Source organism: Sphingopyxis terrae subsp. terrae NBRC 15098, assembly GCF_001610975.1.
GTDB lineage: Bacteria > Pseudomonadota > Alphaproteobacteria > Sphingomonadales > Sphingomonadaceae > Sphingopyxis > Sphingopyxis terrae_A.
Genome location: NZ_CP013342.1, coordinates 2,695,937 through 2,720,631, shown reverse-complemented (window position 1 = coordinate 2,720,631; position 24,695 = coordinate 2,695,937). Strand labels below are relative to the sequence as shown.

Genomic DNA, 24,695 nt, shown 5'->3' with positions numbered 1-24,695 from the left:
GTCATGACCGATACCCCCGCCCCCGCTTCCGGCGCACCGCTGCGGCTGTTCAACAGCCTGACGCGCCAGTTGGAGCCCTTCGCGCCCGTCCACCCCGGCGAAGCGCGCGTCTATTCGTGCGGGCCGACAGTCTATAATTATCCGCATATCGGCAACATGCGCGCTTATGTTTTCGCCGACACGCTGGGCCGGACGCTGACCTACAAGGGCTACAAGCTCACCCACGTCATCAACATCACCGACGTCGGCCACCTGACCGACGACGCCGATGCGGGCGAGGACAAGCTGGAAAAGGCGGCGGCCGAACGCGCCCAGTCGATCTGGGACGTCGCGCGCCATTATACCGAGGCTTATTGGGCCGACATCAAGGCGCTGAACATCCGCCAACCGGCGCATTGGTCGATCGCCACCGACTATGTGCCGCAGATGATCGACTTCGCGAAAGCGATCGCGGACAGACATTGCTACGAACTCGACAGCGGTCTCTATTTCGACACCACGAGCGTGGCCGACTACGGCCGCCTCGCGCGCCACGGGACTGACGAAGGCGAAAGCCGGATCGACCCCGTGGACGGCAAGCGGCATCCGGCCGATTTTGCGATCTGGCGCAAGACGCCGCCGGGCGAAACGCGCCAGATGGAATGGGATTCGCCTTGGGGCCGCGGCGCGCCGGGCTGGCACCTCGAGTGTTCGGTAATGTCGGAGGCGCTGCTCGGCTTTCCGTTCGACATCCACACCGGCGGCATCGACCATCGCGAAATCCACCACCCGAACGAAATCGCCCAGAACCAGGCGCATAGCTGCTCGGCCGACAGCGGCGCACGGATGTGGATGCACAATAATTTCCTCGTCGAACGCAGCGGCAAGATGTCGAAGAGTTCGGGCGAATTCCTGCGTCTGCAATTACTGATCGACAGGGGCTACCACCCCCTCGCCTACCGCCTGATGTGCCTGCAGGCGCATTATCGCAGCGAGCTGGAATTTTCGTGGGAGGGATTGGGCGCCGCGCTCACGCGGCTCAAACGGCTGGTTATGGGCGTCGCTCCCATGCGCGACATTCCCGCCGCAGCGGTCGAAGATCGCCGACTGACCGACCTGCTCGACAAGTTCGACGCCGCCATCTCGGACGACCTCAACACCTCGGTCGCGTTGACGCTGCTCGAAGACGTCATCGCGATGAAAAGGATCGACGCCGCACAAAAGCGCGCCGCGATCGGGACCATCGACGCGGTTCTGGGCATCGGTCTTCTGGATTTGCTGCGCGAAGATCTGCGCATCCGCCCCAAAGCGGCGACGATCACGGACGAGGAAATCGAAACCGCCCTCGCCCGCCGCAAGGAAGCGCGCGCGGCAAAGGATTTCGCCACGTCCGACAAGCTCCGCGACGAATTGATCGCCGCGGGCGTCGAGGTGATGGACGGCGATCCGCTCGGTTGGGACTGGCGGCTGGAAAATTAAGTTCCCCTCCCGCTTGCGGGAGGGGTTAGGGGTGGGCATGAAGGGCCCGCCCGCAGTGCAGGACTGGCCCACCCCCGGCTCCTCCCGCAAGCGGGAGGGGAGATTTTTATGACCAAGACCGTCACCGTCCTGTCCGGCCTGATCCGCCCGCTGGTCGAAGGCCGCCTGCCCGATTGGGTCGAGCCGCGCTTCTTCACGACGAAGGACGAGGCGATGGCGATGGCGCCCGAGGCCGAGATCGGCTGGTTCGATATGTACGACAAGGACGACATGGCGGAAACGATCACCGCCGCGACGCGGCTGAAATGGCTCAACTCCATCTATGCCGGGGTCGATGGCATGCCGCTCGATCTGCTCGCGGAGCGCGGGACGGTCGTCACCAACGGCGCCGGGATCAACGCGATCACCATCGCCGAATATGTCGTGATGGGAATGCTGACCGTGGCCAAGGGCTATCGTGAGGTCGTGCGGGCGCAGGATCGCCGCGAATGGCTGATGGATTCGCCGGGCAAGGTCGAACTGTTCGGATCGAAGGCGCTGCTGCTCGGCTATGGCGCGATCGGCAAGCTGATCGAGGAGCGGCTGAAGGGCTTCGCGGTCGATGTGACCATCGTGCGCCGGTCGCCCCCTAAAGACTCAGGAGACCCCAACACGCTGACGCCCGACCAGTGGCGCGCGAAACTGGGCGACTTCGACTGGGTGATTCTGGCGGTTCCGGCGACGCCCGAAACCGATGGCATGATCGGCGCCGCCGAACTTGCCGCGATGAAGCCGACCGCAACGCTCGTCAACATCGCCCGCGGCAGCGTGGTCGATCAGGATGCGCTGGTCGCGGCGCTCGACGCGAAGCAGATCGCCGCCGCCTTCCTCGACGTGACGACCCCCGAGCCGCTGCCAGCCGACGATGCGTTGTGGAGCCTCGACAACGCCCATGTCACGATGCACCTGTCGGGCCGCGCGCAGGACAAGATGTTCGTCCGCTCGGCCCAGCGCTTCCTCGAAAACCTGGACCGCTGGCACAGGGGCGAAGCCGTCGAACCACAGGTCGACCTGACCCTGGGTTATTGATCGCCCGCGCCGTCACCTTTCGATCCTTTCGCGCGAATGGAAAGAGACCTCTCCCGTCGCGCAAAGGATTGCCATGCTCCCCGTTCTTCCTCGCCGCACCTTGCTGATCGGCGCCGCGGCTTCGACCGTCGCCACCGCGCTTCCCGCGCGCGCCGCCGCGGCCGCGCCGATCCGCGCGATCGGCTTCGACGGCTTTCCGATATTCGACCGGCGCGGCGTTGCGGCGCGCGTCAAAGCCATCGTCGGCGACAAGGGAGAGGCCGTTGCAGCCCAATGGTCGGCCAAGCTGTTCGGCTATAGCTGGCTCGAAACCGCCGCCGGCCGGTACAGCGATTTCCGCACGATCGCCGACGCGGCGCTGCGGCACACCGCCGCGGCGATGCAGGTGACGCTGAGCGACGCCGAACGCGCGGCGCTTGTCGGCGCTTACGACGCGCTCGACATCTGGCCCGATGTGCGTCCGGCGCTTGAAACGCTGCGCGGCGCCGGAATTCGCCTTGCCTTTCTGTCTAACCTCGGCGCCGACTCGCTCACCGCCAACATGCGGCGCAACGACATTGCCCATTATTTCGACGCGCCGCTCAGCACCGACCGCGTGAGCGCTTTCAAACCATCGCCCAAGGCCTATGCGATGGCGCTCGATGCGTGGGACATTCCGCGCGAACAGATCGGCTTTGCGGCATTCGGCGGGTGGGATGCGGTAGGCGCGACCTGGTTCGGCTATCGCACCGCCTGGGTCAACCGCTTCGGCGTCCCCGCCGAACCGCTGGGCGTCGAACCGGCGATCACGAGCCGGGGGATCGAGGGCGTGCTTGCCCTTGCCGGTCTCGCCTAAGCCGGCCTTTCCGCCTTCAGTTCGCGCACCAGCGGCTGCAGCCGCGCGTCATATTTAGCGAGCATCGTGTGCGCGCCGGCATGGTCATAAAAGCTGACGAGCTCGCGGCCGTTCCAGCGATGGAGCGCATAGGCCGGATCTTCGGCCACGATCATCGGGCGGTCGTCGGGATGATTTTCGTCGATAGGGCGCAGGTCGAGCGACACTTGCGGCGCGGTCGACGAACAGATCGCGACCGTCCGCCCCTCCCACGCCACGGTAACGCTGCGATGCAAATGGCCGCAGATCAGGCCGCGGACATGGGGATGGCCGCGCACGACATCGGTGAAGCGATGCACCCATGGTTCGTCGGGATGGGTGTTCATCCACTCGATGCCGCTCTCGACCGGCGGATGATGCATGACGATATAGGTCGGCTTGGCAGTATCGCGGCCGAGCTCGGCGTCGAGCCATGCGGCGCGCGCGTCGCAAAAGGCGCCGCCGTGGCGCCCTTCCTCCAGCGTGTCGATCGTGACCAGCCGCACGTCGGGCAATTCGATCGCATATTGCACGAAACCATTGCCGTCGTCGAAGCCCGGAAACTGCGCGTGAAAATTGTCGCGCAAATCATGGTTGCCGACGCTCGGCCAGACCGGAAAGGGGCAGCGCGAAAAGGCGGTGGCGAGCCGGCGATAGCTGTCGGCATCGCCGCGATCGGTGATATCGCCGGTCGCGAGCAACAGGTCGGGCCGGTTTGGGCCCTCGATGAGCACGTCGAGCACATCGTCGAGCCGCTTGCGGTTATATTCGGCCGGATTGTCCGGATCGAACCCGATATGGATATCGGTGATCTGGGCGATCAGCATATCCGTCCCCTGCTCGGCCGCTGGCGGCCTTCAATATCTCACCCGCCCCGCCTTGCCCCGTGCAAGGAAGGTGTGCGCCACGTCACATCATAAAGGCCCCGCCCCTCGGTGCCTGTGATCAGGCTCACATCATAGATAGCAGCCAGAGGTTTATGCGTGATTGCCGCGCTGTTAACCTTCCGCTGACGGGCGGGCATCCAGGGTTTACCGCCGTCCGAATGATATTCGTGGCACATGGCGCACGGCGATTCGGTCGCGGTCTCGACCTTCACCAGCCGCGCCCCGCCCTCGCCCACATGGCAGTCGCGGCACTGGCGCAGCCCCGGCACCAGCAGGTCGCTGGCCGCCTTCGAACCCGGCGCGGCGGTATGACAGTCGGCGCATTTCGTAGCCTTGTGCGCATCGTGATCGAACCAGCCCTTTTCCAGATAGCGGGGGGTCTGGTTCACCGCCATCACCCGCCAATTGTTGCCCGATGCGGGGGCAAAAATCGTGTGACAGTCGTAACAGGCTCCGCCGTTGGAGAAGACCGCGCGCACCGCATCGGCGGCGCGATTGGGCCGCACCGCGACCTCGCGGAAATAGATATTGTAAAGCTGACCCTCGGCATATTGGCCGGGTCGCCGCCGTTCCATACCGCCGAGTTGCAGCGGCCGGCTCGGCGGGGTCGAGCGATAATAGGCGTATAGGTCCGCCACGACCTGATCGGGCTCGCCATGACGCAGCGTCCGGGTAACGCCGCCGACGGTTTCGAAGGCCAGGCTGTGGCACATCGCACAGTCGCGTTCCATCACGACGGGCCTGATCCGTACCCCGTCGGCATCGGGGCGGTGGCAATTCTGACATTCGAGCTTCTTGCCGAAGTCATATTGGCCGCGGAAACTTGCCGCCATCCGCGCCACCCCGCCGTTGGCGGCGAGATGGACGTCGTGCGGAAATTTCAGGCCGTCATAATCGACCAGCGGCCCCGTGCCGGGCATCGCCCGCGCCGGCTTAGCGCCCGGCGCCGCGCGGACGAGCGGGCGGAATTCGGGATGCGCGGTACCGAAATCGCCGGCATCGGCGACATCGACCTTGAACCCCGCCGCCTTGAGCCGCGAAGCCATGCCGTCGTGGCAATCGGCGCAAAATTTTTGCGGTGTCGGCGGCATCGGCCCCGCGCCTTCATGTTCGGTATGGCATTCGACGCAGCGCCCCTGCGGCTTGTTGAACGCCTTGGCGAAGCCGGCGAGGACTTTCTCGCCGACACCCGGCGGGTGCCGTGCGGCGAGCAGCATCGCGGTCGCGGCATCGGCATGGCTCGCGCTCATCGCCTTATGCTCGCCCGTGTGGCATCCGACGCACGCCTTGTCGGTTACTGCGACGAAGGCATCGACATGGCAGGCCTGGCAATCATTCTTCAGGCTGGCGTGCGCGCTCGACAGCGGCCCCGACAGCCACGCTTTGTCGGCATGATAGCCCTGTGGCCGCACATCGACGCTGCGATAGCTGTGCCAGGCCCAGATCGGCCCGACCAGAAAGGCGAGCAGCACTACCAGCGCAAAGGCCCAGGCGCCCATGCGGCGCCCCGGCATTACCGCGGCGAGCGAAAAGGCCCGGGCCTCGTCGACATCCTTCGACGATTGCGACAGTTCGTCGATCCGCTCGACGAGAAGGATGATATTCTCCCCTTCGCGCGCGATTGTCAGCCGGTGGCCGCCAAAGCGCAGTTCGGCCCCCGCCGCGCTGTCGATGTCGGCGGTGTCGAGCGTCCGGCCGTTGAGGTCGAACCCCAGCCCCTCGCTCGCCTGCACCCGCACATGGCGGCCGTCGGCGCTGCTGATCGTCGCATGCTGCGGGTTCACCGCCAGATCGGCGACGTGGATCGTGTTGCCCCCGTCGCGGCCCAGCGTGATGCTGGCACCGGGCAGCGGCTGATCGCGAACGATCTGCTTGCCCGTCTTGGTCGTCGAGATGCGGCGCAGGATAAAGCTCATGATCCCCGCCTCACCAATAGAAGAAGACGCTGATGATGTGCGCCGACAGCGCCGCGATCAGCGCGAAGGTCAGCGGCACATGCACATAGAGCCAGATTTCCAGCATCGCCCGGATGCGCAGGTGGGCGCGCAGGCGGGCCAGCGCAGCCTCCTTCTGCGAAAGCAGTCCGATGACCTTCTGCCGCGCGTCGGCGTTGCCCCCGTGCGAGAGCGACAGCGCGCGCAGCGCCGCCGCCGTCGCGTCCTTCGGATAGCGCCCGGAAAGACGCGCCCTGATACCTCCCGCAAAGGGATCTTCGTCGAGCGAGGCGAGCACCGGCGCCGTGTCCTCCGGCGACAGCGGCTGCGCGGCGGCGTGCAGCTGGCGGTCGAAGGCGCGGATCGCCTCCAGCATCTGCATCTGCGTCATCTCGTCGCGATTGTTCGATAGAGCGGCGGGCAGCGTCGCATAGACGATGACGCCATAAAGCCCCGACAATATGACTAGCATCATCAGCGCCCAGGCGAGCGTATGGACGTTCCAGCCGAGCTGGAAACCCGTGTGCCAGGTGCCGATGACGATCAGGCTCAGCCCCAGATAGACATGCGCCGACGTCCACGCCTTCAGCGACCAGGCATCGCGCGTCATCTTGCGCTTGCGATAGCCGAGCGCGGTGAGCCAGAGGATCAGCAACGCGCCGATGGTGCCGAGCGTATAGCCGTACCAGCTTCCGCCATTGGGGCGCGGCGTCACGTCGATCAGCGCATAGGAGGTGATGACGAGCAGGCAGAGCCCGCCCGAAATCTTCGCCCAGCGGAAATTGGCGTAGCGCAGAAAGCCCTCATGCTTGCGCTCGCGGACGCGTTCGGTCTGCGTGGCCCGGTTGCGGCGGCCCAAAAGCCTTCTGGGAAACAGACTCGCCATCAGCCCGCATCCTCCTCGAGCCGCGCGATCGACAGAAACTCTTCGGGCGACACGCGGATCGCGGCGCCCGTCGGACAAGCGCGCACGCAGGCGGGCCCGCCCGCGATGCCCTTGCACATGTCGCACTTCACCGCGATTTTCTTGGGCTTTTCATCGCCGAGCTTTTTCTTGGTCCATTTGGGCGACGGCTCGCCCGGCCCCGGCCCCTTGCCGAAGAGCAGCCAGCTAAGCAGCCCCGGCTTCGGCGGCGGCGCGGCCTCCATGCGGATCACGCCATAGGGACAGTTGCGCATGCAGTTGCCGCAGCCGATGCAGCCCGGTTCCATGAATACCTCGCCGTCGGGGCCACGGTGGATCACGTTCGGCGGGCAGTCGGCCATGCAATGCGGATGTTCGCAGTGACGGCAGCTTGTCGGCACATGCAGATGCGCGAAGGTCTTGCCCGCCTCGCGGTCGAGCCGCGACAGTCCCTCGTGGCTGTCGGCGCAGGCCTTTTCGCAATTGTCGCAGCCGACGCACAGATTTTCGTCGATCAGCAGCGCATCGGTCGCCTCGCCCAGCCCCTCCTTCATGATGAAGCTGGCGGTGTCCGAATAAAGATCGACCGCGCTCGAATAGCTCGCCTTGCGCGATTCGATGAAGGCGTTCATCGCCGCGCGTTCGGCGACCGCCGCCTCGGTCGCGGCGCGCACCTGCGGCCGCGCGGCGAGCATCTTGCGAAAGCTTTCGCCGGTCAGCTTGATGACCTCGCTGCCGACCGCGGCCTTGACCGTCGCATTGCGCGGCTCGCCGCTGAGCACGCCCATCTCGCCGAAATAGCTGCCGGCGGGCAGATAGCGCAGGAAGATCGGCTTGCCGCCGATATCCTTTTCGACGACCATCGAGCCTGACCGGATGACATAGACATCGTCGCCCTGCTCGCCTTCGGTCACGACCACCTTGCCCGCGGGCACGCGCACGACCTCGGCCTGGTCGACGACCTCCTGCAGATCGTCGACGGTCAGGCCGCCCTTGAAGATTTGCAGCAACTGGCGTTCGAGCGAGATGCGGTTGATGACGCGCTTCGCCCCCGGCACCGCGGCCATCAGCTTGAGCGCGGCGGTGCGCGACACCTCGACGAAGATGCTGTCCTCGCCGGCGCGGATCGTCGCGCCGCGCTTGCGGCCCGAGATCAGCCCGACCTCGCCGAAGATCGACCCCTGTTCGATCGGCACCGTGACGCCGGGCGCCACTTCCACCTCGGCATGACCGTCGGCGATCGCAAACAGCGACGATCCCGGCTCGCCCTTTTCGAACACCACCTCGCCGCGGCGATAGAAGGCGACCTTCGAATCGAGCATGAATTCGCGCATCTGCAGCGGCGACACATCGGCGAAGATGCGGACCCGCGTCCGCAGATAGTCGAGCCATTCGCTGACCGATTTTTTCTGCGGCAAATCGGCAAAGATCGCCGCCAGATCCTTTTCGTCGGCGGGGGTCAGCGCGCTGTTGCCGTTGATGAACTCGACGACGTCATAGCCCTGGTTCATGCAATGCTTGATCAGCGGATAGCCCGCGAGCGCGCCGATCACGAAAATGCCCGGAACGGTCGATTCAAAGGTCGGGGACAATTTGGGAAAGGCTTCGCGGTCCGGGCCGGTAAATTCGATCCCCATCGATTCGACGAAGCCGCGCGGCGCGACCGACCCCAGCCGCGCGACGATCACGTCGCATTCGATCCGCTCGTCGCCGTTCGGCGTTTCCAGCGTCAGCCAGCCGGGCTCGACCAGCTTGGGCTGCGTTTCGGTGCGGATCGACAGAAAGCCGTTCTCGCCCGCCTCCATCATGTCGGAGACATTCTTCGCCTTGGCGCGCGCGAAATCCTTCGACCGGTTCAGAATGGTGACGGTGTTTTCCAGCGCTTCCTCGGCAACGCCGAGCGCATTCTCGATCCCCGCGTCGCCCGATCCGACCACGGTGATATGCTGGTTCTTGAAATCCTCGGGATCGTCGACCTGATAGATGATGTGCGGCAGATCATATCCGTCGCAGCGCAGGCGATTGGGATTGCCCTGTGTGCCGATGGCGAGGACGATATTTTCCGCCGCGATCACCGCGCCCTTGGCGGTCTTGATCGAAAAGGCGCCCTTCTGCCCCGATACCTCGACGACCTCGGCCTGATAGGCGACATTGACGCCGTTGTTCGCGGCATCCTGATCCCAATTGCCGAGGATCGTCTCGCGCGCGCCCTCGGCGAACCGGCAGTCGGACCGCAAATCGAGCCGTTCGGGCGTCGCGAGGACGCGCTTGCCCTTCTGATATTTGAAGATCGTATCCGAAAGATGGTCGGTCTTTTCCAGCAGCACATGCGCCAGCCCGAGCTGCGCCGCGCGCGCCGCAGCGCTCAGGCCGGCGGGGCCCGATCCGATGATCGCGACCTTGACCGCCTCGCTCACGCGCGATTGCTCCGCGATCCGCCGTCGCGCCCGTCGCCGTTGCTGCAGATGACCATGCGCACCAGCATCCCTTCCCCCTCTCGCCGGCCCCATTTGGCGATCAATTTACGGATGCGACCCGGACTTATGTCCTGGAAGCCTAGCTATGCCCCTGAATGCGGGAAAAGGTCAATGCGGGAAAAGGTCAACCGGCGACGCGCGCGCGGCGGCCGGCGAACTTGATTTTCGAAGCGACAATGCCGCGTCTTGGGCGGTCAGGCGATCTCGAACATCGCCGCAATGCGATCGGAGGCCACCGGCTCGCACCGCGTCCAGCCTTCCGGCCCCAGCTTTTCCAGCGGGCGGAAGCGCGCCTTGTACGCCATGCGGGCCGATCCTTCGATCCAATAGCCCAGATAGACATAGGGCAGCCCCGCCTTGGACGCGCGGCGGATATGATCGGCGATGATGAAGGTGCCCAGCCCCTCGCGCAGAGGATGGGCGGCATCGAAGAAGCTGTAGATCATCGACAGGCCGTCGCCCTGACGGTCGGTCAGGCAGCAGCCGACGAGCCGGCCGCGCGAACCGTCGGTGGTCGGCTCGCGATATTCGATCATATAGCTGTCGACCGGAGTCTGCTCGACCATGTCGGCAAAATCCTGTTCATCCATATCGGCCATGCCGCCATCGGGGTGGCGCGCGCCGAGATAGGATCGCAGCAGCGCATATTGCTCCTCGGTCGCCCAGGGTTTGCACGCGGTAACGACCAGATCGGCGTTGCGGCGGATCGTCCGCTTCTGCGATCCGCTCGGCTTGAACTCGCCTGCACAGACGCGCACCGACACACAGGCGGTGCAATCGGCGCAGCTTGGGCGATAGGCGACCGACTGGCTACGACGAAAGCCGATCCGGCCCAGCGCGTCGTTCAACTCATTGGCATTATTGCCGCTCAGTTCGGTGAAAACCTTGCGCTCGGTCTTGCCGGCCAGATAGGGGCACGGCGCCGGGCTGGTCACGAAAAAGCGCGGAAAACGGAACGGTGCGGACACGCGGGCTCAACCTCCGGATTTGCAGAAGCGCCCCCACCGCGGTGCGCCGTCGCCTTCGTTCCAGCGACTATGCCGCGCACGGTCAATGGTGCAAAGTCCATTTACCATTTTAAAGCGTCTCGAACTGAATCAGCGCGAAAATTTTCTGAATCCGCCGCTAACTCTTGTCTCGATTTGAATCGACTCGGCCGCGCCGGCGTCCGGTTCAGCTATAGCCGCGCAGTTCGTCGCCGGTCAGCGTCGCGACGTGCAGCACATTGGTCGAACCCGGCGTCCCGAAGGGCACCCCCGCCATCATCACCAGCTTGGCCCCCGCCTTACCGATGCCGTGGCGCAGCGCCATGCGCTTGCCCTTGGCGATCATCTCCTCGAAACTGCCGATATCCTTGGTCGGCACCGCATGCGCCCCCCACAGCAGCCCCATGCGCCGCGCCGCATCGCGCTTCGGGGTCAGCACGAGCAAAGGCGCATTCGGCCGCTCGCGCGCGACGCGGCGCGCGGTCGATCCCGATGCGGTGAAACAGATGATCGCATCGGCGGCGATCGTCTCGATGATGCTGCCCGCGGCCTCGGCCAGCGCATCGGCGGTGGTCGCATCGGGCTGCGTCTCGGTGAAGTGCAACCGCCGGTAATAGTCGGGATCGCTTTCGACCGAGCGCGCGATCGAATCCATCATCGTCACCGCCTCGACCGGCCAGGCGCCCGCCGCCGTCTCGGCCGAGAGCATGATCGCGTCGGCGCCGTCATATATGGCGGTCGCGACGTCGGACACTTCGGCGCGGGTCGGCGTCGGCGAGACGATCATCGATTCGAGCATCTGGGTCGCGACCACGACCGGCTTGCCCATCCGCCGCGCCGCCGCAACGATCCGCTTTTGCAGCGGCGGCACCGCCTCGGGCGGCAATTCGACGCCCAGGTCGCCGCGCGCGACCATCGCGGCGTCGGCGATCTCCAATATTTCCTCCAGCCGCGCGACCCCGGCGGGCTTTTCGAATTTGACGAGCAGCGCCGCCTTGCCGCCGATCAGCCGCCGCGCCTCGGCAACATCCTCGGGCCGCTGGACGAAGGAAAGCGCGATCCAGTCGACATGCTGGTCGAGCGCGAAGGCAAGGTCGCGGCGGTCCTTTTCGGTCAGCGCGGCGAGCGGCACGACCACGTCGGGGACGTTGACGCCCTTGCGGTCCGAAATCTTGCCGCCGACCTCGACCAGCGTCTCGATGCGGTCGGGGGCGACGCTCTTGACGCGCAGCACCAGCTTGCCGTCATCGACCAGCAGGCGCGTTTCGGGTTCGAGCGCGGCGAACAGTTCGGGATGCGGAAGGTGGACGCGGCTGGCATCGCCCGGCGCCTTGTCGGTATCGAGAACGAAGGTGGCGCCTGTCGCCAGTTCGGCCGGCCCGTCGCGAAAGGTGCCGACGCGCAGCTTCGGCCCCTGCAGGTCGACCAGGATCGTCGTGGGCCGCCCCGTTTCCTTTTCCAGCGCGCGGATCGCCGCGATGACCTTGGCATGGCCTTCATGGTCGCCATGGCTCATGTTGACGCGAAAGGCGTCGGCGCCGGCGCGGTGCAGTGCGGCAATCATTTCGGCATTGGCGCTCGCGGGACCGAGCGTGGCAAGAATACGCACCTTGCGCTGGCGGGGGGTAAAGCTCTGGACCACGATTGCTCCGCTTGTCTCTTGATCTACAATATCGCTACGGCCGCGTGGCATGGCGCGTTGCCTGCCGAAGCGCAACCGCCGTATAGCTATTCATCCACAGACCGGAGAATGTCATGTCGTGCAGCGATGACCAACCGATGACCGCCGACCCCCTCGACAGCATCGACGATGCCGTCGCCGCGGCGGCCTTCCGCCGCCTTGTCCGCCTGCTCCGCCACCGCAGCGACGCGGCGAATATCGACCTGATGGGCCTCGCGGGTTTTTGCCGCAACTGCCTGGGCGACTGGATCGCCGAAGCGGGCGACCTCGACAAGGAAAGCGCCCGCGCCATCGTCCACGGCATGCCGACCGCCGAATGGAAGGCGCGCTTTCACGTTGTCGCCACCCCTCAGCAGCTTGCCCGCATGGAAGAAAGCATGGCCAAGAATCCCTGACCCCGCTAATCGGACGCCCGAGGCGATTCTCGCCACAACCATCCATATCCATCGGAGCATAAAATGAGCGAAGCCACGACTGCCGACGAACAACTGCGCCTTTTCATCGAGCGCATCGAGCGGCTGGAAGAAGAGAAAAAGGGCATCGCCGACGATATTCGCGACGTTTATCTGGAATCGAAGTCGCAGGGCTATGATCCCAAGATCATGCGCCAGATCGTGCGCCTGCGCAAAATGCCGGTCCACGACCGCAAGGAAATGGAAGCGATCCTCGACGTTTACAAATCGGCGCTCGGCATCGTCTGAACTCCGAAAAATCGCTGTCCTACATTATCGGGCCGCGCTACCCCCTTCGCCATGTCACCCGTCACGCCTTCCTTTGCCCGGTCCACCAGGCAATTTCGGCGTGACGGGTATCATGGCACCGGAGGGGAGCGACAAGTTTGACAACTTCCGCGAAACCGGCGGTCCGGCACCGCCTCTCCGCTTGAAGCATTGACCGCAGACGCCAGGGAGGAAGATATGTTCAGCACCACGACCAACGCTGTCGAAGGCCATCCGGTCCGCGAATATCTGGGCATCGTTACCGGCGAGGTGATCGTTGGCGCGAACCTGTTCCGCGACCTGTTCGCCAGCATCACCGACATCGTTGGCGGCCGCTCGGGCAAATATGAAGATGTCCTCGCCCGCGCCCGCAAGGAAGCGATTGGGGAAATGGAAGCCGAAGCCGCGCGCCTTGGCGGCAACGCCGTGATCGGTGTCGATCTCGACTATGAAGTGCTCGGCCAGAACGGGTCGATGCTGATGGTCAGCGCTTCGGGAACCGCCGTGGTTGTCTGATCGGCGCCGCCGCCCGTAGTTGTCTGCGACCGCGCTTCGCGCTAGGGGCGGCCCCAGATTTTTCCGTTAAGGGAGGTAGGCCGTGGCCGGCCATAGCAAATTCAAGAACATCATGCACCGCAAGGGTGCGCAGGACAAAAAGCGCAGCAGCCTCTTTTCGAAGCTCAGCCGCGAAATCACCGTGGCGGCGAAGATGGGCCTGCCCGATCCCGACGCCAATGCCCGCCTCCGCGCGGCGGTTAACGCCGCCAAGGCGCAGTCGATGCCCAAGGACAATATCCAGCGCGCGATCGACAAGGCCGCGGGCAATGATGGCGAGAATTACGAGGAAATCCGTTACGAAGGCTATGGCCCCGGCGGCGTGTCGCTGATCGTCGAGGCGCTGACCGACAATCGCAACCGCACCGCGACCAACGTGCGCACCGCGTTCAGCAAGAATGGCGGCAACCTCGGCACGTCGGGCAGCGTCAGCCACGGCTTCGACCGGCTCGGCATGATCAGCTATGCGGCAAGTGCGGGCGATGCCGACACCGTCTTCGAAGCCGCGCTCGATGCGGGCGCCGACGATGTCGAATCGACCGAAGACGGCCATGACATCTGGACCAGCGTCGATTCCTTGCACGAAGTCGCAAAGGCGCTCGAAGCCAAGCTGGGCGAAGCCGAAGGCGTGAAACTCGCCTGGCGCCCGACGCTGAAAAGCGAAGTCGCCGACGAAAGCGTCGCGCAAACGCTGTTCAAGCTGATCGACACGCTCGACGACGACGATGATGTGCAGACCGTGTGGGGCAATTACGAAATCCCCGACGCGGTGATGGAAAAGCTCGGATGACAAACCCCTCCCCTCCCGCTTGCGGGAGGGGCCGGGGGTGGGCCGATGCACGGCGCGCCGCTTGCCCACCCCAAACCCCTCCCGCAAGCGGGAGGGGCTTCTAACATGATCATCCTCGGCCTCGACCCCTCGCTCAGCTGCACCGGCTGGGGCATCATCCGCGTCGAGGGCAGCCGGATCAGCCACATCGCCAACGGTCAGATCAAGACCGACGCAAAGGCGCCCCTGCCCGACCGGCTGGCGTATCTCGATACTGCACTCGCGGCCGTGATCGCCGACCATGCCCCGGCGCAGGCAGCGGTCGAGGAAGTGTTCGTCAACGACAATCCGCAATCGACGCTGAAGCTCGCGCACGCGCGCGGCGTCGTCCTGCTCGGCTGCGCGCGCGGCGGGCTGACCGTCGCCGAATATGCGCCGCGCCTCGTCAAGAAGGCCATCGTCGGAACCGGCGGCGCGGCGAAGGAGCAGGTGCAGGCGATGCTGCGTATCCTGCTGCCGGGCGCGAAGGTCGCGGGCGCCGACGCGGCCGACGCGCTGGCGGTCGCGATCTGCCATGCGAACCACCGGCCGCGCTTCTGATGATTTCAAATTTGTTCCCTTTTCATTCCTACCGCGCTAGCACGGCGAAATGATCGCAAAACTCACTGGAAGGCTCGACAGCAGCGGCGCAGGCCATGCGGTGATCGATGTCGGCGGCGTCGGTTATCTGGTCGAGGCATCGGCGCGCACGCTCGACGCGCTCGGCCCGGTCGGCGGCGATGTCACCATCCACACCGAAATGCTGGTGGGCGAGGATTTCCTCCGCCTGCTCGGCTTCGCCCGCGCCGAGGAACGCGACTGGTTCCGGCTGCTCACCAGCGTTCAGGGCGTCGGCGCAAAGGTCGCGCTCGCGATCCTCTCCGCGCTCGAAGTCGCCGACCTGCAACGCGCGCTCGCCAGCGGCGACAGCGCGATGATCGCGCGCGCGAACGGGGTCGGACCGAAGCTCGCACAACGCATCGCGCACGAACTGAAGGACAAGGCAGGCGCACTGGGCGGGATCGCCGGCACCGGTCCCGCGGCCGTCCCGGCCGCCGGCCCGCTCGGCGATGCCGTGACCGCCCTCACCGGCCTCGGCTTCAAACCTGGCGAAGCGAGCGCCGCCGTCGGCGCGGCGAGCGAGGAACTGGGCGCGGGCGCCACTCTGGATGCGCTGGTTCGCGTCGCGCTCAAAAAGGCGGCGAAATGACCGCCCTCACCCGCCACGCCTCGTGCCGCTGCGGCCAGATCCGCATCGCCTGCACCGGTGAGCCGATCCGCGTGTCGGTGTGCCACTGCCGCGAGTGCAAGGCGCGCAGCGGCAGCGCCTTTGCCGCGCAGGTCCGCTTTCCCGTCGAGCAGGTCCGCATCGAGGGCGAAGCGAGCGCGAAGATGTGGCAATATACCGGCGACAGCGGCAACACCGCCGACTTCTTCTTTTGCGGCACCTGCGGTTCGGGCGTCTGGTATCGCGCGCGCCCCTATCACGATGCCTACGCGATCCCGCTCGGCAATTTCGCGCCCGGCCACGGCTTCGTCCCCGACTATTCGGTGTATGAGGAACGCAAGGAGCCTTGGGTTTCGATCACCGGCGAGGCAATAGAGCATTATGACTGAGCCCGCCCTGACGACGCCGATCCGCACCCCCGAGGATGCCGACGCCGCGCTGCGGCCGAAGTCGCTCGCCGAGTTCGTGGGTCAGGCGGCGGCGCGCGAGAATCTGCGCATCTTCATCGAGGCGGCAAAGGCGCGCGCCGATGCGCTCGACCATGTGCTCTTCTTCGGCCCGCCGGGGCTGGGCAAGACGACGCTGGCACAGATCGTTGCGAAGGAGCTGGGCGTCGGTTTCCGGTCGACCAGCGGCCCGGTCATCGCCAAGGCGGGCGACCTTGCCGCGCTGCTCACGAATCTGGAGGATGGCGACGTCCTCTTCATCGACGAAATCCATCGCCTGTCGCCTGCGGTCGAGGAAATCCTCTATCCCGCGATGGAGGACCGCGCGCTCGACATCATGATCGGTGAAGGGCCGTCGGCGCGCAGCGTGCGGATCGACCTGCCCAAATTCACCCTCGTCGGCGCGACCACCCGGCAGGGGCTGCTGACGACGCCGCTGCGCGATCGCTTCGGCATCCCGGTGCGGCTCAATTTCTACACGCATGCCGAACTCGAACAGGTGATCGGCCGCGCCGCCCGCCTGCTCGGCCTCGGCATCGCGCCCGACGGCGCGCTCGAAATCGCGAAGCGTTCGCGCGGCACACCGCGCATCGCCGGGCGCCTGCTCCGCCGCGTGCGCGATTTTGCGACAGTGGCGGGGGCGCAGATCGTCGACGCGCGGGTGGCCGACGCGGCGCTCAACCGGCTGGAGGTCGATGCGCTGGGCCTCGACGCCATGGACCGCCGCTACCTTACCATGATCGCCGACATCTATCGCGGGGGGCCCGTGGGGGCCGAAACGCTGGCGGCGGGCCTCAGCGAGCCGCGCGACACGATCGAGGATGTGATCGAACCCTACCTCCTCCAGATCGGCCTGATCGCCCGCACCGCGCGCGGCCGCTGCCTCAACGCCAGCGCGTGGAAGCATCTGGGCCTCAATCCGCCCGCTGGCGTGCAGGACGGACTATTCGATTCTGGCGGCGGCGCGGCAAAATAGGACGGAAAAGTGCGGCTTTGAATCCGTCAACCGGCCCCGCGCTGCGACGAACCGTTCAAGAGGGCTTTGCGACGAGTCGAAGCATCGCTATCGCTCGCAACTATGGTTGACGTTCCGCCTCCTTTCATCCCCGGCGCCTTTGTCGGGGCCGCGCATCATTACCGGCTGCGCGTCTATTTCGAGGACACCGACCTCAGCGGCATCGTCTATCACGCCAATTATCTGCGCTATATGGAGCGTGCCCGGTCGGACATGCTGCGCATCGCCGGGATCGACCAGCGCGCGGCGATGGAAGCGGGCGAAGGCGCCTGGGCCGTAACCGACCTTGCGATCAAATATGTACGCCCGGCCAAGCTCGACGACGATTTGCTGGTTATCAGCACCGTCGAGGCGGTGCGCGGCGCGAGCGTGATTATCGCGCAACGCATCCTTCGCGGTCAGGACGAGTTAACCAACGGGCGTGTTACCGCAGCCTTTCTGTCGCCCGAGGGCCGGCCGCGCCGCCAGCCCGCCGGGTGGGCCAGCCGCTTTACCGCGATCATGAATGGAGAGACCATCCCTTGCTAGACAATATCAAGCTGGCCGCCGACGCGGCGACCTTGTCCCCCATCGCGCTGTTCCTGCAGGCCGATATCATCGTGAAGGCGGTAATGATCGGGTTGCTCGCCGCGTCCATCTATGTGTGGGCGGTGATCTTCACCCACGGCCGCGGCGTCGGCAAAATGATGAAGGCGTCGGACAGCTTCGAGCGCGATTTCTGGCGCGCCGACAATATCGACAAATTCTACGACAAGAATGGCAATGAAGAATTGCCGAGCGCGAAGGTGCTGGCTGCGGGGATCGGCGAGTGGCGCCGTTCGACGCGGAGCAAGGTCATCGACCGTGAAGGAACGCGCGAACGGCTGGGCATTGCGATGAACAGCGCCGTCGCCGGCGAGGTCGATCGGCTCGCCGAAAAGATCGGCACGCTGGCCACCATCGGTTCGGTTGCGCCCTTCGTCGGCCTGTTCGGGACGGTGTGGGGGATCATGCGCAGCTTCACCGCGATTGCCGCGTCGAACAACAGCAGCCTCGCCGTCGTTGCGCCGGGGATCGCCGAGGCGCTGTTCGCAACCGCGATCGGGCTGTTCGCGGCCATTCCCGCGGTGATTGCCTATAACGCCTTTTCGCAGCGGCTGAACCGGCTCGAATCGCGGCTCGGCCGCTTTGCCGATGGCCTGCACGCGACCTTCAGCCGCGAACTGGAGGTCGAAGCCTGATGGCGATGACCGGACCTTCGGGCGGCGTCGGCGGCCGGCGTCGCGGGCGCGGCGGGCGCCGGGCGCCGATGTCGGAGATCAACGTCACCCCGCTCGTCGATGTCATGCTGGTGCTGCTGATCATCTTCATGATCACCGCGCCGCTGCTTGCCTCGGCGGTGCCGATCGACCTGCCCGAAAGCCGGGCCAAGCCGATCGAAACCGAGGAGCAGGAGCCGGTGCAACTGTCGATCAATGCCGACGACACGCTGTATATCGGCGAACAGGTCGTCCCCGAGGCCGAACTGCCGGCCCGCCTCGATGCCATCGCGCGCGAAACGAAGGACGGCGACAAGCCGCGCCAGATCATGCTGCGCGCCGACAAGGGGCTCGACTATGGCCGGGTGATGCGCGTGATGGGCGAACTCAACCGCGCCGGCCTGTCGCGTATCGCGCTGGTGACGACAGGCGCCGACACCGATACCGCCGCTGCCGCCGAAAGCGCGGTCACGGACGGTTCAGAAACGCAGCCATAGGGTCAAGATCATGGCCGAAACGCGGGCATATGGGGCAACACAGGGACGCGGCATCGCCGTGGCCGTCGCCGCGCATGTCGTGATTATCGTACTGTTGTCAGTGCAATGGACCGCGGGCCAGCGCCGTTTCGACAATCCGCCGATGGAGGTCGATCTGATCGCGGAGACGGCGCCGCAATCGACCGCGCCGGTCATCAACGCCAATCCCCCCGCCGCACGGCTGGGCGAAGAGGATGCGGCCGATATCGCCGCGCCGCCCGAACCGGTGCCGACGCCGCCGCTGCCCGAGCCCGTCGTCCGCCCGACGCCCGCCCCTGCACCAAAGCAGGTCGCGAAGCCCGTTCCGGCGACACCCAAGAAATCCCCGCCAGCGGCCCAGAAGGCGCCGCCGCGGCCGACACCCAAGGCCGAACCGAAAAAACAGTCGTCGCGGCCCACTGGCCGTCTCGACGGCATCGTCGACGGGCTGAGCCGTTCGCAGCCAAAGGCACCGGCTTCCAAGGGCGCACCGGCCGCCGCGACGGCGGCCGAGGTCAAGCGCTCGATCGACGTCAGCATCAAGGCCGCCGTCGGTCCGCGCTGGAACGGATGCCGCATCAGCGGCGTCGATGTCGATCAACTCAAGACCGTGGTCAAATTCCGCCTGACCCAGTCGGGGGCGCTCGCCGGATTTACCAGCGTCGAGACGAGCGGCCAGAACGACAGCAACAAATTCCAGGTCCAGCGGCATCAGGAATGCGCCAAGCGTGCCATCGAACTCGCCGCCCCCTTCGACCTGCCCGAGGAAAATTACAGCTTCTGGCAGAATTACACGCTCGATTTCATCAAGAGGTAAGAGAGATGCCGCTTCGCTCCATCGCCCTCCCGCTCGCGCTCATGCTGTCCGTCGCCCCGGCGTTGGCGCAGGTCGCATCGCCCACACCCGCCCTCGCGGTCCCCACCGAACCGCGCGAAACGATCGAAGGCACGCTGTCCCAGGACCGCACGGTCATCGCGGTTCCCGCTTTCGCCACGCCTGCCGTCACCACCGTCGCCGGGCTGCGCACCGACAATCTGGGGCGGCAGATCGCCGATGTGATCGCCGCCGACCTTGAACGCAGCGGGCTTTACGCGCCGCTCGGCCCCGGCAGCGTTCGCGCGATCAGCATGGCGGAAGTGCGCGCGCCGCGCTTCGCCGACTGGCAGGCGCGCAACGCCGAAAATGTCGTCCATGGCTTCGTCCAGACGAACAGCACCGGCGGCTTCGTCGTCGGCTGCTATCTCTATGACACCCAGCTCGGCAGCGAGCTGGTGCGGCAGGGTTTCGAAATCCAGCCGGGCGACTGGCGCCGTGCCGCGCACAAATGCGCCGACGCCATCTATTCGCGTCTGTCGGGGGAATCGCCCTTCTTCGACAGCCGCGTCGCCTATATCGCCGAGAGCGGGCCGAAGGGGAACCGGATCAAGCGCCTTGCGATCATGGATTCGGACGGCGGCAACCACCGCTTCATCACCAATGGTCAGGCGCTGGCGCTGTCTCCCCGTTTCTCGCCCGATTACAAGAAGATCGTCTATGTCAGCTATCTGAACGACCGCGTCCGCGTCTTCATCTATGACGTCAATGGGGGCACGCAGAAGCTGGTGACCGAAAGCCGCAACGCGACCTTCGCGCCGCGCTGGTCGCCCGATGGCCGGCAGATCCTCTTTTCGATGGCGGTCGGCGGCAACACCGACATCTATCGCATCTCGACCGAAGGCGGCACGCCGGTGCGGTTGACCAATGCCCCCGGCATCGACGTCGGCGGCAGCTTTTCGCCCGACGGCAAGAAGATCGTCTTCGAAAGCGACCGGTCGGGCAGCCAGCAAATCTATACGATGAATGTTGACGGGTCCGATCAGCGCCGGATCAGCTTCGGCGGCGGTCGCTATGCGACGCCCGAATGGTCGCCGCGCGGCGACCTGATCGCCTTCACCAAAATGGGCGGCGGCGAGTTCCGCATCGGCGTGATGACCCCCAGCGGCAGCGGCGAGCGGCTGCTGACCAACAGCTGGCAGGACGAAGCGCCGACCTGGTCGCCCAACGGCCGCGTGATCCAGTTCTTCCGCACCACATCGGGCCGCGAGGGCAAATCGACGATCTGGCAGGTCGACCTGACCGGCGTGAACCTGCGCCGGTTGCCGACGCCGCAGGACGGGTCCGACCCGAGCTGGGGCCCGATCCTGCCCTGAGGCGCGCCGGCGCGCGCGGAACCAAAGGAAAACCGCGGGGTTCAATCCTGTGTTAAATTGACGTTCATCGCATTTCGCCACGACTGAAAACGCAACAAAAAGGACAGACGACATGACGATACGCAAAACCACCGCGATGATCGCGGCGATCACCATGCTGACTGTGGGTGCCTGTTCGAAGAAGGCCCCCGAAACGCTGCCGCCAGCCCCCGAAGGAACCGACACCGGGACCGGTACGGGAACCGACCCCAATGCGGTCGTTCCGGGGTCGCAGCAGGACTTCATCGCCAACGTCGCCTCGGACCGCATCTTCTTCGGCTTCGATCAATATAATGTCGATGCAGAGGATATGGCGACGCTGCAAAGCCAGGCGCAATGGCTGCAGCGCAATCCCGCGGTGCGCGTGACGATCGAAGGTCATGCCGACGAACGCGGTACCCGCGACTATAATATCGCGCTCGGCGAACGCCGCGCCAACGCTGCGAAGAATTATCTCGCCTCGCTCGGCATCGACCCGAGCCGTATGAATGTCATCAGCTATGGCAAGGAAAGGCCGGCCGAACTCGGATCGAACGAGGAAGCCTGGGCGAAGAACCGCCGCGCGGTGACGGTCGTTATCGGCCGCTGATCAACGGCCAAAGCGGCACCGTCGCCCAAGCGGCGGTGCAAGCGAACACACCGAAGGGGACGGCCCGCATCGACAGCGGGCCGTCCCCTTTTCGTTGCGCGCCAAACGCCCAGACCAGCCCGCCCAGGCTGGCGAGCAGCAACAGCAGCGGCAGTGCCTGCCACCCGATCCAGCACCCGATCGCCGCGACCAGCTTGGGATCGCCGCCCCCCATCCCCTCGCTCGCACGCACGCGCCGGTAGGCGGCAGCGATGGCTGCAAGGACCAGCCCACCCGCCACCGCGCCGATCCAGCGATCGAGCAGACTTACTTCGAGCAGCGGCCCGGCGAGCAGCAGTCCGGCGAGCGCCAGCACCACGTTGAGCGGATCGGGCAGCCACATATGCCGCGCGTCGAGCAGCGCGAGCGGCAGCAACAGCCAGCCAAACAGCGCCCAGAGCCAGCCCGCCGTGCCGGGCATCAGCGCGAGCGCCGCTGCCCCGATCGCCGCCGACAACAATTCGACCCGCCAATGCAGCGCGTCAATCGGTGCGCCGCAATGACGGCAGCGACCGCGCGCCGCGATGGCCGACAGCAGGGGTATAAGGTCGCGCGCGGTCAGCGCCGTGCCGCACGCATCGCAATGCGAACGCCCGCGCAACACCGACCGCCCCAGCGGCCAGCGCAGCACCAGCGTCGCCAGGAAGCTACCGAGCAGCAACCCCGCCAAAGCGGCCAAGCCGACGCCCATGCCAAAGGGCAAGGCGTCGAACGCCGCCATGTCAGAATCGGCCCGTGGTCGCCAGCACGTAGCCGTCCGACGCCGGACGGAAGCCGAGCATCGTCAACGCCGCCGCCATCGACGGATCGTCGTCGACGGTGATCGCGAACTGCGCGCGCCACGCGCCACGACCGTCAAACCCCAGCGTCAGCCGCTCCATCCCCGACTGGCTGCTCAGCGCCGCCTGTGCACGCCCGTTCGCACAGCTCAGCGGGCCCGACAGCCCGCGCGCCAGATCCAGACCGGCAATCGGCGCCGCGATCGAAAGCTGCACCCGTCCGCTTGCTTCTACGCATTTCCCGTCATTGTCGAAGCGTGTGGTGGCGCCTTCGAAGCGGAGGGTGTCGACGGGGATCGCGCCGAGGCCGCCCGCGAGCGTCGTGACGCCGTTAACGTCGGCGGCGCCGCGCGGGTTGGTGCCGTAGAGTCGGCCCGACAAGGCGCCCAGCCGATCGTCCTGGCGCGCAAAGGCGAGTTCCGTGCTGCCCGTCAGCAGGGCGAGCGGCGACAGGCTGGCCTTGACCGTGCCGAGCGGGAGAGCGCCCAATCGCGCGTCGACAAGTTCGCCCGACCAGACCGAGCCGCGCACCGTCCGCGCGCTGAAGCCCGCGTCGGCGACCCCAGCGAGCGACAATGCCAGCCGCATCGGAAAGGTCGCGGCGATCAGCAGCAGCGCGAGCAGTGCCGCGGCGGCGATCCAGAGACGGTGCGAGCGGGCCATCACTGTCCGCCCTTGCGCAGTTCGGCGGTCATGCCCACCGTGCCGTCGGCGGCCGGGGTGACCGTGAGCTGATCGACAACGAACCCCTGCGTCTCGAGCGCGGCGAGCCAGTCGTTGAGGACGGGCGCCTTCGCGGTCGCGATGGCGATGGTTGCCTGCGCCGTTCCGCGCGCTTCGTTACGGTCGAGCGTCAGGCCGATCTCGCCCGCGGATTGCGCCAGAAACTGGTCGATCGCTACCGCATCGGTGGCGGCGGCAACCGCTTTCGCCGGACGCTGCGACAAAAGATGCACCTTGGCCGCGACGCGCCCTTCGCGCTCGATCGCGGCGGCATGGTCGCTGCCAAGATCGACCAGCGCCGCATAGGCCGGACGGCCGAGCGCCCAGACGAGCACCGTCAGCGCCAGCGCCGCGGCAACGCCGACAAGCCAATGCTCGCGCCGCGACAAACCCGCCCACCAATTGCGCATCCTGTCGATCATGGCACCGCCCGAACCGTAATATTTGCCATCTGTTGGCCGTCGGTGCCCGCCATCGGCTGCGCGGTCACGCGATAGCCGCGCGCCTGCAGCGCCAGCAGCACCTTGTTGAGATCATCGACGCGCGGCCCCGCCAGCGTCGTCGTCAGCGTCCCGTCGGTGCGGTGCGACAGCGTCTTGAGCGTCACCCCCGGCGTGTCGCGCATCGCATCGAACAGCGCCGACGCCGGGACCGAAAAGGCAAGCGGGCCGCCGCCCGCGCTGGCCAGCCGGCGATCGACTTCGGCTTCCGCCGCGGTCGCATCAGGAGCTTCGATCCCCAGCGTCGCCGCAGCCGCGACAACTGCGGCATCGGCGCGGCGGGTGTCGGCGGCAAGGCGCACCGCATAAGCGACCGGGATCAGCAGGCTGACGATCAGCAACGCCGCGAGCAGGCGCTTGCCGATCCGCACCAGATCCGGATCGACCGCCCAGCGGCGCTTCGGCTTCCAGCTTCCGCTCAACAGATCAAGCGGCGGCGCGGCGAGCGAGAGCAGCAACGCTTCCCGCGCCGCATCGGCGCCCAGCGGGACGATCGTCCGCTCCTGCGCGACCAGCGCGTCGATTTCCGGATCGGAGCGCCATGCCCGATCGGCCGAGCGCAGGATCGCTTCGCCGCCAAGTTCGGCAGTCCACAAATGATCGGCGTCGGGCGGCGGCAAGATGGCGGCGGCGGGAAGGATCGCCGCGGCGGTCAGCCCCTCTGCCGCGAGCCAGCCAGTCCAGGCCGTCATCGCGGCGTGGGCGGTGACGGCCACCGGCACCGCCTGTCCGGTCTCGGCCGGCTCACCGGCCACGATGTGCAGTCCGGCCGCGTCGCCCAGACTGTCGCGCAGCGCGTCGATCCGCGCCGCCGCCGCCGCCTGCGCGGGGGCCGCATCGGGATAGGCGCGCCAATGGATCGGCACGTCGCCTGCAGGGGCGAGTGCAATGAGTCGATCGTCGCCCGCGTCGTCCTGTGGTTTCTCCCAGGCGTCGACCCAGCCGTCGTCCTGCCCGCTGTCGACGATCACGCCATCGTCGATGCGCAGCCAGGCGGGCCGTGCGGGTTCGTCGCCACCGAGCGCCGCCGCCGACGGCAGCCAGAGGATCAGCGTCCGCGCCAC

27 protein-coding genes are annotated in these 24,695 nt (G+C 66.3%); 17 read left to right on the top strand and 10 right to left on the bottom strand.

Features of this window, described 5'->3' with window-relative positions:
* Positions 1 to 3: 3 nt before the first annotated feature.
* The 3 genes from cysS (at position 4) to AOA14_RS13055 (ending at position 3,361) form a co-directional block, all read left to right on the top strand.
* Positions 4 to 1,458 (top strand): cysteine--tRNA ligase, encoded by a 1,455-nt coding sequence (cysS, locus tag AOA14_RS13065; protein WP_062903160.1) that lies wholly within the window; start codon positions 4 to 6, stop codon positions 1,456 to 1,458.
* A gap of 108 nt (positions 1,459 to 1,566) precedes the next feature.
* Positions 1,567 to 2,526, top strand: coding sequence for a D-2-hydroxyacid dehydrogenase (locus AOA14_RS13060; RefSeq protein ID WP_062902122.1), 960 nt, complete (start codon positions 1,567 to 1,569; stop codon positions 2,524 to 2,526).
* 73 nt (positions 2,527 to 2,599) lie between these two features.
* Complete coding sequence (locus AOA14_RS13055) at positions 2,600 to 3,361, top strand: haloacid dehalogenase type II (protein WP_062902121.1); 762 nt, start codon at positions 2,600 to 2,602, stop codon at positions 3,359 to 3,361.
* Here the strand turns inward: AOA14_RS13055 and AOA14_RS13050 are convergent.
* From AOA14_RS13050 to pyk, 6 genes are all read right to left on the bottom strand, one after another.
* Positions 3,358 to 4,206 carry a metallophosphoesterase gene (locus tag AOA14_RS13050; protein WP_062902120.1) on the bottom strand — a complete coding sequence of 283 codons (849 nt, stop codon included), beginning with the start codon at positions 4,204 to 4,206 and terminating at the stop codon, positions 3,358 to 3,360. The two genes, AOA14_RS13055 and AOA14_RS13050, sit on opposite strands and share 4 nt — an antisense overlap.
* A 38-nt stretch (positions 4,207 to 4,244) precedes the next feature.
* Complete coding sequence (locus tag AOA14_RS13045; protein WP_062902119.1) at positions 4,245 to 6,182, bottom strand: cytochrome c3 family protein; 1,938 nt, start codon at positions 6,180 to 6,182, stop codon at positions 4,245 to 4,247.
* 10 nt (positions 6,183 to 6,192) lie between these two features.
* The gene (locus tag AOA14_RS13040) at positions 6,193 to 7,086 is read right to left on the bottom strand and encodes a hypothetical protein (protein ID WP_238929655.1); all 894 of its coding nucleotides are present in this window, start codon (positions 7,084 to 7,086) and stop codon (positions 6,193 to 6,195) included.
* Complete coding sequence (locus tag AOA14_RS13035; protein ID WP_062902118.1) at positions 7,086 to 9,521, bottom strand: cyclic nucleotide-binding domain-containing protein; 2,436 nt, start codon at positions 9,519 to 9,521, stop codon at positions 7,086 to 7,088. Before AOA14_RS13035 ends, AOA14_RS13040 begins: the two co-directional genes overlap by 1 nt.
* 254 nt (positions 9,522 to 9,775) lie before the next feature.
* Positions 9,776 to 10,549 carry an arginyltransferase gene (locus AOA14_RS13030; RefSeq protein ID WP_003039216.1) on the bottom strand — a complete coding sequence of 258 codons (774 nt, stop codon included), beginning with the start codon at positions 10,547 to 10,549 and terminating at the stop codon, positions 9,776 to 9,778.
* A gap of 205 nt (positions 10,550 to 10,754) precedes the next feature.
* A complete protein-coding gene (pyk, locus tag AOA14_RS13025; RefSeq protein ID WP_003039219.1) occupies positions 10,755 to 12,209 on the bottom strand; it encodes a pyruvate kinase in 1,455 nt (484 codons plus the stop codon).
* A gap of 113 nt (positions 12,210 to 12,322) precedes the next feature.
* Between pyk and AOA14_RS13020 the strand changes: the two genes are divergently transcribed.
* The 14 genes from AOA14_RS13020 (at position 12,323) to pal (ending at position 21,590) form a co-directional block, all read left to right on the top strand.
* Entirely contained in the window at positions 12,323 to 12,643 is a 321-nt protein-coding gene (locus AOA14_RS13020; protein WP_062902117.1) for a DUF1244 domain-containing protein, read from the top strand.
* A 63-nt stretch (positions 12,644 to 12,706) separates the two neighbouring features.
* On the top strand, positions 12,707 to 12,949 hold the full coding sequence (locus tag AOA14_RS13015; RefSeq protein WP_003039223.1) for a DUF2312 domain-containing protein: 243 nt from the start codon (positions 12,707 to 12,709) through the stop codon (positions 12,947 to 12,949).
* Positions 12,950 to 13,165: 216 nt separating this feature from the next.
* Entirely contained in the window at positions 13,166 to 13,483 is a 318-nt protein-coding gene (locus AOA14_RS13010; RefSeq protein WP_058812003.1) for a YbjQ family protein, read from the top strand.
* A gap of 82 nt (positions 13,484 to 13,565) precedes the next feature.
* Entirely contained in the window at positions 13,566 to 14,312 is a 747-nt protein-coding gene (locus AOA14_RS13005; protein WP_003039229.1) for a YebC/PmpR family DNA-binding transcriptional regulator, read from the top strand.
* Between the two features lie 105 nt (positions 14,313 to 14,417).
* Positions 14,418 to 14,891: a crossover junction endodeoxyribonuclease RuvC gene (gene ruvC / locus AOA14_RS13000; protein WP_062902116.1), complete on the top strand. Its 474-nt coding sequence runs from the start codon at positions 14,418 to 14,420 to the stop codon at positions 14,889 to 14,891.
* Positions 14,892 to 14,940: 49 nt separating this feature from the next.
* Positions 14,941 to 15,540, top strand: a complete 600-nt coding sequence (gene ruvA, locus AOA14_RS12995; protein WP_062902115.1) for a Holliday junction branch migration protein RuvA — start codon at positions 14,941 to 14,943, stop codon at positions 15,538 to 15,540.
* Complete coding sequence (locus AOA14_RS12990) at positions 15,537 to 15,947, top strand: GFA family protein (protein ID WP_062902114.1); 411 nt, start codon at positions 15,537 to 15,539, stop codon at positions 15,945 to 15,947. The genes ruvA and AOA14_RS12990 overlap by 4 nt, the downstream gene beginning before the upstream one ends.
* Positions 15,940 to 16,980 (top strand): Holliday junction branch migration DNA helicase RuvB, encoded by a 1,041-nt coding sequence (ruvB, locus tag AOA14_RS12985; protein WP_062902113.1) that lies wholly within the window; start codon positions 15,940 to 15,942, stop codon positions 16,978 to 16,980. The genes AOA14_RS12990 and ruvB overlap by 8 nt, the downstream gene beginning before the upstream one ends.
* A 102-nt stretch (positions 16,981 to 17,082) precedes the next feature.
* On the top strand, positions 17,083 to 17,547 hold the full coding sequence (locus tag AOA14_RS12980) for a YbgC/FadM family acyl-CoA thioesterase (RefSeq protein ID WP_058811999.1): 465 nt from the start codon (positions 17,083 to 17,085) through the stop codon (positions 17,545 to 17,547).
* Positions 17,541 to 18,239, top strand: a complete 699-nt coding sequence (tolQ, locus tag AOA14_RS12975; RefSeq protein ID WP_003039244.1) for a protein TolQ — start codon at positions 17,541 to 17,543, stop codon at positions 18,237 to 18,239. The genes AOA14_RS12980 and tolQ overlap by 7 nt, the downstream gene beginning before the upstream one ends.
* Positions 18,239 to 18,754 (top strand): protein TolR, encoded by a 516-nt coding sequence (gene tolR, locus AOA14_RS12970; RefSeq protein WP_062902112.1) that lies wholly within the window; start codon positions 18,239 to 18,241, stop codon positions 18,752 to 18,754. The genes tolQ and tolR overlap by 1 nt, the downstream gene beginning before the upstream one ends.
* 10 nt (positions 18,755 to 18,764) lie before the next feature.
* Complete coding sequence (locus AOA14_RS12965; RefSeq protein WP_062902111.1) at positions 18,765 to 19,589, top strand: cell envelope integrity protein TolA; 825 nt, start codon at positions 18,765 to 18,767, stop codon at positions 19,587 to 19,589.
* Positions 19,590 to 19,594: 5 nt separating this feature from the next.
* Complete coding sequence (tolB, locus tag AOA14_RS12960) at positions 19,595 to 20,962, top strand: Tol-Pal system beta propeller repeat protein TolB (protein WP_082819925.1); 1,368 nt, start codon at positions 19,595 to 19,597, stop codon at positions 20,960 to 20,962.
* Between the two features lie 112 nt (positions 20,963 to 21,074).
* Positions 21,075 to 21,590, top strand: a complete 516-nt coding sequence (gene pal, locus AOA14_RS12955; protein ID WP_174531846.1) for a peptidoglycan-associated lipoprotein Pal — start codon at positions 21,075 to 21,077, stop codon at positions 21,588 to 21,590.
* Here the strand turns inward: pal and AOA14_RS12950 are convergent.
* From AOA14_RS12950 to gspL, 4 genes are read right to left on the bottom strand one after another with little or no spacing between them, the layout of a single operon-like run.
* Entirely contained in the window at positions 21,577 to 22,320 is a 744-nt protein-coding gene (locus AOA14_RS12950; protein WP_238929653.1) for a prepilin peptidase, read from the bottom strand. The two genes, pal and AOA14_RS12950, sit on opposite strands and share 14 nt — an antisense overlap.
* A 31-nt stretch (positions 22,321 to 22,351) precedes the next feature.
* Complete coding sequence (locus AOA14_RS12945; protein ID WP_062902109.1) at positions 22,352 to 23,071, bottom strand: type II secretion system protein N; 720 nt, start codon at positions 23,069 to 23,071, stop codon at positions 22,352 to 22,354.
* On the bottom strand, positions 23,071 to 23,553 hold the full coding sequence (gspM, locus tag AOA14_RS12940) for a type II secretion system protein M (RefSeq protein ID WP_062902108.1): 483 nt from the start codon (positions 23,551 to 23,553) through the stop codon (positions 23,071 to 23,073). The genes AOA14_RS12945 and gspM overlap by 1 nt, the downstream gene beginning before the upstream one ends.
* Positions 23,550 to 24,695, bottom strand: a complete 1,146-nt coding sequence (gene gspL / locus AOA14_RS12935; RefSeq protein ID WP_062902107.1) for a type II secretion system protein GspL — start codon at positions 24,693 to 24,695, stop codon at positions 23,550 to 23,552. Before gspL ends, gspM begins: the two co-directional genes overlap by 4 nt.

Excerpts from the sequence above, each read along its gene's own strand:
- cysS (WP_062903160.1), top strand. The coding sequence starts at position 4 with ATGACCGATACCCCCGCCCCCGCTTCCGGCGCACCGCTGCGGCTGTTC.
- AOA14_RS13060 (WP_062902122.1), top strand. The coding sequence starts at position 1,567 with ATGACCAAGACCGTCACCGTCCTGTCCGGCCTGATCCGCCCGCTGGTC.
- AOA14_RS13055 (WP_062902121.1), top strand. The coding sequence starts at position 2,600 with ATGCTCCCCGTTCTTCCTCGCCGCACCTTGCTGATCGGCGCCGCGGCT.
- AOA14_RS13050 (WP_062902120.1), bottom strand. The coding sequence starts at position 4,206 with ATGCTGATCGCCCAGATCACCGATATCCATATCGGGTTCGATCCGGAC.
- AOA14_RS13045 (WP_062902119.1), bottom strand. The coding sequence starts at position 6,182 with ATGAGCTTTATCCTGCGCCGCATCTCGACGACCAAGACGGGCAAGCAG.
- AOA14_RS13040 (WP_238929655.1), bottom strand. The coding sequence starts at position 7,086 with ATGGCGAGTCTGTTTCCCAGAAGGCTTTTGGGCCGCCGCAACCGGGCC.
- AOA14_RS13020 (WP_062902117.1), top strand. The coding sequence starts at position 12,323 with ATGTCGTGCAGCGATGACCAACCGATGACCGCCGACCCCCTCGACAGC.
- AOA14_RS13015 (WP_003039223.1), top strand. The coding sequence starts at position 12,707 with ATGAGCGAAGCCACGACTGCCGACGAACAACTGCGCCTTTTCATCGAG.
- AOA14_RS13010 (WP_058812003.1), top strand. The coding sequence starts at position 13,166 with ATGTTCAGCACCACGACCAACGCTGTCGAAGGCCATCCGGTCCGCGAA.
- ruvC (WP_062902116.1), top strand. The coding sequence starts at position 14,418 with ATGATCATCCTCGGCCTCGACCCCTCGCTCAGCTGCACCGGCTGGGGC.
- ruvA (WP_062902115.1), top strand. The coding sequence starts at position 14,941 with ATGATCGCAAAACTCACTGGAAGGCTCGACAGCAGCGGCGCAGGCCAT.
- AOA14_RS12990 (WP_062902114.1), top strand. The coding sequence starts at position 15,537 with ATGACCGCCCTCACCCGCCACGCCTCGTGCCGCTGCGGCCAGATCCGC.
- ruvB (WP_062902113.1), top strand. The coding sequence starts at position 15,940 with ATGACTGAGCCCGCCCTGACGACGCCGATCCGCACCCCCGAGGATGCC.
- AOA14_RS12980 (WP_058811999.1), top strand. The coding sequence starts at position 17,083 with ATGGTTGACGTTCCGCCTCCTTTCATCCCCGGCGCCTTTGTCGGGGCC.
- tolR (WP_062902112.1), top strand. The coding sequence starts at position 18,239 with ATGGCGATGACCGGACCTTCGGGCGGCGTCGGCGGCCGGCGTCGCGGG.
- AOA14_RS12965 (WP_062902111.1), top strand. The coding sequence starts at position 18,765 with ATGGCCGAAACGCGGGCATATGGGGCAACACAGGGACGCGGCATCGCC.
- tolB (WP_082819925.1), top strand. The coding sequence starts at position 19,595 with ATGCCGCTTCGCTCCATCGCCCTCCCGCTCGCGCTCATGCTGTCCGTC.
- pal (WP_174531846.1), top strand. The coding sequence starts at position 21,075 with ATGACGATACGCAAAACCACCGCGATGATCGCGGCGATCACCATGCTG.
- AOA14_RS12950 (WP_238929653.1), bottom strand. The coding sequence starts at position 22,320 with ATGGGCGTCGGCTTGGCCGCTTTGGCGGGGTTGCTGCTCGGTAGCTTC.
- AOA14_RS12945 (WP_062902109.1), bottom strand. The coding sequence starts at position 23,071 with ATGGCCCGCTCGCACCGTCTCTGGATCGCCGCCGCGGCACTGCTCGCG.
- gspM (WP_062902108.1), bottom strand. The coding sequence starts at position 23,553 with ATGATCGACAGGATGCGCAATTGGTGGGCGGGTTTGTCGCGGCGCGAG.